Raw genomic sequence first — 8,180 nt, 5'->3', positions numbered from 1 at the left:
CGGGGAAATTCCCTTCCACAGCCGCTGGCAACATTTTCAGGTGGGATCCGGGGAGCGCCTAGCCCGTTTGGAAAATCGACTTAAAGACATGGATCCGCTGGAGCGGCTGCGATGCAAGTGGGATCTGGCCATCGTCAGCGTGTTGCTGGACGCAGGCGCAGGCTCTGCCTGGAAGTACTGGGATCCAGAAAGTCAGACGGTGGTGGGTCGTTCCGAAGGTTTGGCCTTGGCCAGTTTCGACTGGTTCTGGCGAGGTGGGTTTTCCAGCGATCCCCAGCAGCCTCTGCAGGTGGATGCGGCAGGCCTGGAGCGGATCACCTTGGCGGATTTGGCAGCAGCTTTCCAGGTGGGGCCGGAAAATCCTTTACTGGGACTGGAGGGGCGCTGGCAACTGCTGCAAAGGTTGGCACAAACTTTGCGGGCTCAACCTCATTACTTTGGATCTGGTCACAATCTTCCTCGTCCAGGCCGGTTGTGGGAAGCAATCCAACCCGAGGATCCCAGCCGTGGGATCAAAGCAGCACAGGTCTTCCAGGCAGTTCAGAGGGGGGTTGGCCCCATTTGGCCTGGGCGAGTCTCGCTGGCCGGGATCCCTCTGGGGGATGTCTGGCCCTATCCCCACCTGCCCCAAACGGAGCCGGGGAGCCATTGGGTGCCTTTTCACAAGTTGTCCCAATGGATGACCTATTCCCTGCTGGAGCCGTTGCAGCAGGAGGGGATCCCAATCGGGGGTTTGGATGAGCTGACGGGTTTGGCGGAGTATCGCAACGGGGGGCTGTTTGTGGATTTGGGGGTGATCCAGCTCAAGCAGCCGGAGATTGGGCAGCAACCGCATCCCCCAGATTCGACGGTGATTGTGGAGTGGCGGGCCCTGACGGTGATTTTGCTGGATCAAGTTGCCTCCTTAATCCGGGAAAGACTGGGTTGCTCTGCCCAAGAGTTGCCCCTGGTGAAAATACTGCAAGGGGGAACCTGGACGGCAGGGCGGCAAATCGCTGCCCAGCTCAGGCCAGATGCTTCTCCTCCCATCCAACTGCTCAGCGATGGCACGGTTTTTTAGGGATCCCCTTTCGAGATTCTTAAGAAGTTCTGTAATAATCTCAGGGCCAAATCAGGACGGGATCCCCAGTGCAGATGCAGGTACGAAGCGTGAAGACGCTCGGTGGCCCATCCTTCCTGTTGAGGCTGGGCGGGGGATCCCCAGCTGTAGATTGGGCTGGGGGAGATGGGGGTGCTGCGGGAGCGGTGAAATTCATGCCCGCGCAGGCGATCCCCAGCTGGCGCCAGCAGGGTTGGGCGCAAAACGGCAGCTGCGCGGTAGCCCAAACATAGCCGGTTGGCCATGTCTACTGTGATGGGCAACAGCCCGGCCATCGGGTAGGTCTTTCCCTGAAAATCGGTAAGGGATTGGCCCAGCACCATCAGTCCGCCGCACTCGGCGTAGAGGGGTGGGTGGGTGGGCGGGGGAGGTTGTTGGTTAATTCTCTCAGATAGAGGTGCTGCAAACAATTCCGGGAACCCTCCCCCCAGCAGCACGCCGTCGCAGGGCTCCGGTGGCCATAGCCCCACCTGGAGGGGGGAATACTCCAGCAGCTCGGCTCCACAGGCCCGCAACAGATCCAAGTTGTCGGCGTAGTAGAAGTTAAAGGCGTGGTCTTGGGCCACCGCCACCCGTACCTGTTCGCAGCGGCGGGGCGGAGTCCTTTCGGTGAGAGGGGGGATCCCTGGCCACAGCTCTCCTACCGCTGGAGGAAGCCTCCGAATGAGGGGCAATAGGCTATCCCAATTGACGTGTTGCTCGGCCAGCTCGGCCCAGGCAGCTTGCCAGTGGGGGAAGTGATCCAGTTCTGAGACAGGCACCAACCCCAGGTGTCGGCTGGGCAACCGCAAATCCTCCCGCCGGGGAAACTGGCCCAAGACTGGGATCCCCGCTGCAGCCGCTGCCTGCTGCAAGATTTGTCCATGCCGCTCCGAGGCCACCCGGTTGAAAATCACCCCAGCAATGGAGAGGCGGGGATCCCAGCGGCTCAAGCCGTAGAGCAAAGCGGCCACCGTCGTTCCCATGCCGCTGCCATCGATCACCAGCACCACAGGGATCCCGAGCAGGCGGGCCACATGGGCGCTGCTGGCAAAAAAAGGCTCCGTTCCGCCCTCGGGGAGGGGCAGGGATCCCGGCGCTCGTCCATCGAAGAGGCCCATTACCCCCTCCACAATGGCTCCATCCTTGCCCTGGCAATGGTGGCGAAAGCAGCGCTGCACAAAGTCCTCGTCGGTCAAGAAGGGATCCAAAGTGCGACAGGGGATCCCGCTCACCGCCGTGTGAAACAGAGGATCAATGTAATCCGGCCCCACCTTGAAAGGTTGGATGCGCAGGCCCCGTCGCCTCAGAGCGGCCAACAGAGCCAGAGTGATGGTGGTTTTGCCGCTGCCGCTTGCTGCCGCCGCCAGCAGAATGGCCATCTTTCCTGCCCAAGGGTTAGAACTCGATGCCGATTTGCGCCTTGATCCCCTGGTCACGGAAGGGATGCTTGACCAAAGTCATCTCCGTCACCAGATCGGCTCGGTCGATCAACGCTGCCGGCGCGCCCCGCCCCGTCAAGATCAGGTGAACCCGCTCCGGTTTCTCCGCTAGCCCGGCCAACACCCTGTCCGGCGAGAGATATCCCAACTTGAGGGCGACATGGATCTCATCCAGAAGCACCAACTGAAACTCCCCGCTGGTGAACAGCTCCCGCCCCTTTTCCCAGGCCGCCTGTGCATGGGCGATGTCTCGCTCCCGGTCTTGGGTTTCCCAGGTAAAGCCCTCTCCCATGGCGTAAAAAGCTATTTTCCCCAGGCCCAGCTCTGGATGCTCGACCAATTTCCGCAATAGCTTGGCTTCTCCTGGATCCCAGGCCCCCTTGATAAATTGCACCACCCCCACCGACAATCCCTGGCCGAGGGCGCGGAAGATCATGCCAAAGGCAGCCGTGGTCTTTCCCTTGCCCTGCCCGGTGTGTACGATGATCAAGCCCTTGTCATCTCGCATGCCCGACAGACGCTGCCGCTGGATCTGCTGGCGTTTTTGCATTCTTTGGCGATGCCGCCAGTTTGGGTCGGCCTCTGCGCCCGGTGAAGACTCCGCACCGCTATCGCAAGCGTCCTCAAGTTCTGTTGTCGAGAGGGGTTGGGATCCGGAAGCCGGTGCAGGCAAGCCAGACAGGGCGGGTTGGGCCATAATCAAAAGGAATCGAGATTCGCCACACAGGCTGAGGGGAACTGCACCACTGGCGCGACCGTCGGGGCAAACCCAAGTTCCCCCCAGTGAACCGCCTTTATCCTAATCCGGTTTCATTCGGCTGGGATATGAGAGAACCGGCTGCCGCTTTCCGAGATAGCCTGCTAATGTACTGCTTCATCTGGGCAGTGCTGGCAATAGGGTGTTTTCAAGTCTTGCCCCGCATCCAAGTCGTATCTGCCGCCGAGTTGCAACCGTGGCTAGCGCCCAGCTACTTTGCAGGTCTGGGGGGATCCCTATTGGCAGCCTTGGGATCCCTGTTGGCCATCTCAGCCGAAACGACGCCAAATCCTGCCGACAAAAAGCATCTGCACCGCTTGGCTTGGGGATTGGGGACAGTTGGCTTTCTCGGCGTTCTCTCCCCCCTGGGCTTGGCCGGCGCATTCTTTCTCAAAGCCGCTCAGGGGACAGACTGGTGGCAGGGTCTGTTTGGCTGAAGCCGCCCACAGCTTATTTTTTTGACAAATGGGCGGAGGTTGGGGGTACTATAGGGACAAGTTCCGTTCTTTATCCAGAGCAGACTGAGGGACCAGGCCCAATGAAGCTGCGGCAACCCGGCGGAAGCCTCCGCTACGGTGCCAATTCCTGCGGTTAGTCAGTAACCGAAAGATAAAGGCAATAAAGTTTTCTCTAGAGGATAGCCCTCTTTGGCGGGGGACTTTTCTGGCAACTTTATCCTTTAGCAGCTCCCATAGCTCTGGTCGCGGCAGCGGGGCAAGGCCTTCGCGGCAGTGCTGGTGCGTCAGCGGTGCAGAACGCTTGCTGGTTGCTGGGCCTTTCCTCTGGCTGAGTTGGGGCTGGTGCGGAGCACCTGGGGATCCCTGGTTGGCTCTTTCTCCGACGGATAATGAACGAGCGGGTGAGCCTTGTTTTTTGTTCAGGTTCTCAGTTCTAGCTTTTAAGGAGAAGGTTCGTTGTCCAAGTCGTTTTTGTTTTCCTCGGAGTCGGTGACGGAGGGGCACCCCGACAAAATCTGCGATCAGATCTCCGATGCCATCGTGGATGCCCTCTTGACGGCGGATCCCCTCAGTCGGGTGGCCGCCGAGGTGGTGGTCAATACGGGCCTGGTTTTGTTGACCGGGGAGATCACCTCGCAAGCGCAGGTCAACTTCACCCGTCTGGTGCGGGACAAGGTGGCCGAAATTGGCTATACCGATGCCAAGAATGGGTTTTGTGCAGAAAGCTGCGCGGTGTTGGTGGCTTTCGATGAGCAATCTCCCGATATTGCCCAAGGGGTGAACATGGCCCTGGAAAGTCGCGGCTCCCAGGAAGATCAATTCGACTTGGTCGGGGCCGGGGATCAGGGGTTGATGTTTGGCTTTGCCTGCGATGAAACTCCCGAGTTGATGCCCTTGCCCATTAGCTTGGCCCACCGCCTCAGCCGCCAGTTGGCCACGGTTCGCAAAAACGGCACCCTGCCCTATCTGCGCCCGGATGGCAAAACGCAGGTGACTGTGGCCTATGAGGAAGGTCGCCCGGTGGGCATTCACACCCTGCTCATCTCCACCCAGCACACACCCACGATTGGCGCCATTACGGAAGAGGCGGCGGTGCAAGAGCGGATCCGCGCCGATCTCTGGGAGGCAGTGGTCACGCCGGTGTTTGCCGAGCTGCCCATCAAGCCGGATAGCCACACCCGCTTCCTCACCAATCCCACCGGCAAGTTTGTCATCGGCGGCCCTCAGGGAGATGCGGGCCTGACCGGACGCAAGATCATCGTCGATACCTACGGCGGCTATTCTCGCCATGGGGGCGGGGCCTTCTCCGGCAAGGATCCCACCAAGGTGGATCGCAGCGCTGCCTATGCGGCTCGTTACGTGGCCAAGAACATCGTGGCAGCTGGCTTGGCGCAAAAATGTGAAGTGCAGGTGAGCTACGCCATTGGGGTAGCCCGCCCCATCAACATTTTGGTGGAAACCTTTGGCACAGGGCGCATCCCCGACGAAGAGCTGTTGCGGCTGGTGCAGCGCCACTTCGATCTGAGGCCGGCAGCCATTTTGGCCCAGTTCCAACTGCGGGAGCTGCCCCGCCAACGGGGGGGACGCTTCTACCAAAATGTAGCGGTCTATGGTCACTTCGGGCAAACTCACCTGGATCTGCCCTGGGAGCGCACCGATAAAGCCGCTCTGCTGCGGGAGGAGGCTCTTGCCAAGGCGACTGCCCTCTTGGCCTAAGAGGGGATCACTAAGACGGCCTGCTGCCTCAATGCTTGCCCTGGTGCAGTTGCTTAACCAGGTGGGGTAGCTCCGGCAGGATCAGGCTGCGCATAGCCAGTTGCACGGCTGCTGGGGAGCCAGGCATGGAAAAGATCAAGCACTTTCCGTGGATCCCGGCGATGGCCCGAGAGGCGATGGCCCGACTGCCAATCTGGGCATAGCTGAGCTGGCGGAAGATCTCCCCAAAGCCGGGCAAGGTCTTTTCCAGGAGAGCCTCGATGGCGTCGTAAGTGGTGTCGCGGGGGGCGATGCCTGTGCCACCATTCAACAAGATCACCGGCAGGGATCCGGCCCAATCCTGAACCTGCTCTCGAATGAGCTGCGGTTCATCTCGGAGAATGCAATACCTCTCCACCCGGTGGCCGGATTCCTGGAGGGCTGTGCAGATGAACTGGCCGCTGTGGTCGGTTTCAGGGGTGCGTGTGTCGCTGACGGTGATCACCCCACAGGGCAAGGCGGCAAAAATGTGCTCCGCACCGCTGTCGCAATCGAGGGGAAAGTTCATGGCCAGGATCCCTGAGGAAAGAGAGTGGCAAGCCCATCAAGACTGTCCCTGAGGGGGCTCGGCAGGAGTTGGAGGGTCAACGACCGTCTGCTGGAGCTCTAGGATCCCTGAGGACTCTGCCCCACCAGCACGGGCGAGTTGGGGAGGAGGGGACTGGGCAAGCAGGCGGCGCAGCTTGGGGGGAAGCTCCTGCAACTGCTCCAACAACAAGTTTAGAGATATGGCCGGTTCTCTGGAAAACAGGGATCCCGCGGGGGGTACCGGCGGCAGAGGAGAACAGGCAAAGGCAGCCGCAGCCAAAGAGCGGATCCGCTCCTGCTGCTCCTGCCAAAGGAACTGGCCGATTTCTGGGGGAAAGGTAAGATGAGGAGAGCCGCGACGCTGCCAAAGGCGGAGAAGCTGCTCCACAGAGGCGGCCTTGTACCGCCCCTGGTAGAGGGCTTCTAGCAAGGCTGCCGGGATCCAAAGATCCGGGAACAACTGGCTCCAGCGCTCCACCCAAACCTGGCTGGGTTGACCTTCCAGCTCAAACCCATAGTGCTCCAGAAAGGTGGCAGGATCCATCAGCCCATGGCAGCCCAAGGAAACTCAACCCAAGCTAGTCCAGATCCGCCGAGACAAAGGGGAGATAAAGCCTTTCTCCCTGGATCTCGCAAGACAGCTCTCGTCCAAGAATACCCCTATTTGCCTTTCATGAAGGCTCTGTGAAGAGGCTATAAAGCTGCAAAGCTGCGGTACGCTTAAAGACTCAGTGGCTGACGGGCCCCAGCTCAAGCGCTGCCTCCAGAGCGCGCTCGCTATCAGGAAACTGCGTCAGCAGCCGTCCTAGGAAGGCGACATCTCCCGTCAGGCCGTACAGAGCCATGAGCACATCCCCAGCATAGCGGCTCTGGGGGAAGCGGTTCAGCAGCTCATTGCCGGCGTAGATCGCCTGGCGGGCATAGCCATCCTGCAGGGCTTTGGCTTCCAGAAAGTAGCTGTAGCTGAGGCTGCCAGGATCCACGTAGTCCGGCAGTGACGTGTCGAACAAGCTGGTATCTTCTGTCACTCCTGGGGGGAAGCCCGGCAGCGGATAGATGGCTGCCGTTTCCTCGGGAGGGTAGGTGGTGTACTGGCGGTAGAGGATCAGCACCTGCCGGTACAGGCTTTCTTCCTGAAGATGGGCAGGGGCGGTGGGATCCGCCAGCACAGAGCCGAGTAACTCTGCTGCTACAGCATGGTGATTGGCCCGCTGATAGTCCGATAGAGAACTGGAGGAAGCTGGTTGCGGCGGCGCGCTTCCATCAGCATCCCCACTCAGGCCACCGGCACGGGTTTGGTTAAACAGCCACAGGTACCCATTGCGCCAACCGTCGGCAGCGGCCCAGTGGGCGGCCAGTTGATAGCGTTGTTGGGGAGTGGATTGGGCTTGCCAACGGCTCAATTGGCGCCAGCGTTCTCGTTGGGCCTGGATTTTCGGTTGCAGAGGGGTGCGGCTGGCGGGCACGGGATCCCAGTCGTCCAGCCAGTAGCCGCCATCCAGCAAGGGGTAGCGATCCAACACAGCATCCAAAGCCAGATTTTCCGTCAGCTGCAGGGCTAGGTCGTAGCGGTGTTCGCGGGCGAAGCGAACCGCCAGAGCATAGCGGACGGCGGCGGCCAGAGGATGCTCGCCGTGGCGGTCGAGAAAAGCTTGCAACTCGCTGGGGGTTGCACCGCTGTCTAAGAGCAAAAGCAGGCGGCGGCGCAAGACGTAGCGCATGTCTCCATCGCCGAAGGGATCCGCCAGCCAATTGGCCAAAAGGACCAGTGCTTCTTCCCTTTTGCCCTGCCACTCCAAGGTGCGTGTCAGCCAGAAGAGGGCATCGTCGGCACCGGGATGATTCGGGTAGACGGTCAGCCAAGTCCGCCAAAGGGTCTCTTCCTCTGCCGGGGGGAAAGGCCGCGGGATCGGTTCGCCGGTCTCGGGGTTGTAGAGGGAATGGCCAAAATAGCTGCCCCCCCGAATGCGGGCGTATTCCCGGCAAGCTTGCGTAAAGCGGGAATTGGGAAAAGCTTCTGCCAACTGCAGCAAAACCAGGTGGTCGTCGATGCCGTGAAGAGAGGCAAAGTCCTCGTTGAGAGCCTTCTGCAGCAGCGGCTCCCCGCTGGGATCCCCTTTTAAGTAGAGAAGAGCCGCCGCCAAAAACCGCTGCGGGTCAGC

8 protein-coding genes and 1 riboswitch are annotated in these 8,180 nt (G+C 60.5%); of the genes, 3 read left to right on the top strand and 5 right to left on the bottom strand.

What is annotated here, in order from left to right; translation table 11 throughout:
- On the top strand, positions 1-1,060 hold a 1,060-nt coding region (locus tag NW820_RS06965), incomplete at its 5' end, for a URC4/urg3 family protein (RefSeq protein WP_414407072.1).
- Here the strand turns inward: NW820_RS06965 and NW820_RS06960 are convergent.
- Together NW820_RS06960 and cobO are read right to left on the bottom strand one after the other, a co-directional pair.
- Positions 1,057-2,460: a cobyrinate a,c-diamide synthase gene (locus NW820_RS06960; RefSeq protein ID WP_414407071.1), complete on the bottom strand. Its 1,404-nt coding sequence runs from the start codon at positions 2,458-2,460 to the stop codon at positions 1,057-1,059. The genes NW820_RS06965 and NW820_RS06960 overlap by 4 nt on opposite strands.
- A 16-nt stretch (positions 2,461-2,476) precedes the next feature.
- Positions 2,477-3,070 (bottom strand): cob(I)yrinic acid a,c-diamide adenosyltransferase, encoded by a 594-nt coding sequence (gene cobO, locus NW820_RS06955; RefSeq protein ID WP_414407070.1) that lies wholly within the window; start codon positions 3,068-3,070, stop codon positions 2,477-2,479.
- 275 nt (positions 3,071-3,345) lie between these two features.
- On the opposite strand from cobO, the gene NW820_RS06950 reads away from it, so the two are divergent.
- Together NW820_RS06950 and metK are read left to right on the top strand one after the other, a co-directional pair.
- Positions 3,346-3,714 carry a hypothetical protein gene (locus tag NW820_RS06950; protein ID WP_011434147.1) on the top strand — a complete coding sequence of 123 codons (369 nt, stop codon included), beginning with the start codon at positions 3,346-3,348 and terminating at the stop codon, positions 3,712-3,714.
- Positions 3,715-3,781: 67 nt separating this feature from the next.
- Positions 3,782-3,893: riboswitch (SAM riboswitch) on the top strand.
- Between the two features lie 298 nt (positions 3,894-4,191).
- Positions 4,192-5,451: a methionine adenosyltransferase gene (metK, locus tag NW820_RS06945; RefSeq protein WP_041436796.1), complete on the top strand. Its 1,260-nt coding sequence runs from the start codon at positions 4,192-4,194 to the stop codon at positions 5,449-5,451.
- Positions 5,452-5,479: 28 nt separating this feature from the next.
- Here metK and NW820_RS06940 read toward each other — a convergent pair whose 3' ends face one another.
- The 3 genes from NW820_RS06940 to NW820_RS06930 all read right to left on the bottom strand — a co-directional run.
- A complete protein-coding gene (locus NW820_RS06940; protein WP_414391002.1) occupies positions 5,480-5,998 on the bottom strand; it encodes a MogA/MoaB family molybdenum cofactor biosynthesis protein in 519 nt (172 codons plus the stop codon).
- A gap of 36 nt (positions 5,999-6,034) precedes the next feature.
- Positions 6,035-6,562, bottom strand: a complete 528-nt coding sequence (locus NW820_RS06935) for a hypothetical protein (protein ID WP_414380883.1) — start codon at positions 6,560-6,562, stop codon at positions 6,035-6,037.
- A gap of 184 nt (positions 6,563-6,746) precedes the next feature.
- The coding region (locus tag NW820_RS06930) for a tetratricopeptide repeat protein (RefSeq protein WP_414407069.1) at positions 6,747-8,180 on the bottom strand (1,434 nt) is incomplete at its 5' end.

It is taken from the genome of Synechococcus sp. R55.7 (assembly GCF_047461955.1).
Lineage (GTDB): Bacteria > Cyanobacteriota > Cyanobacteriia > Thermostichales > Thermostichaceae > Thermostichus.
Note: the sequence above shows the minus strand (reverse complement) of the source record. Positions and strands in the feature narration are given on the sequence as shown.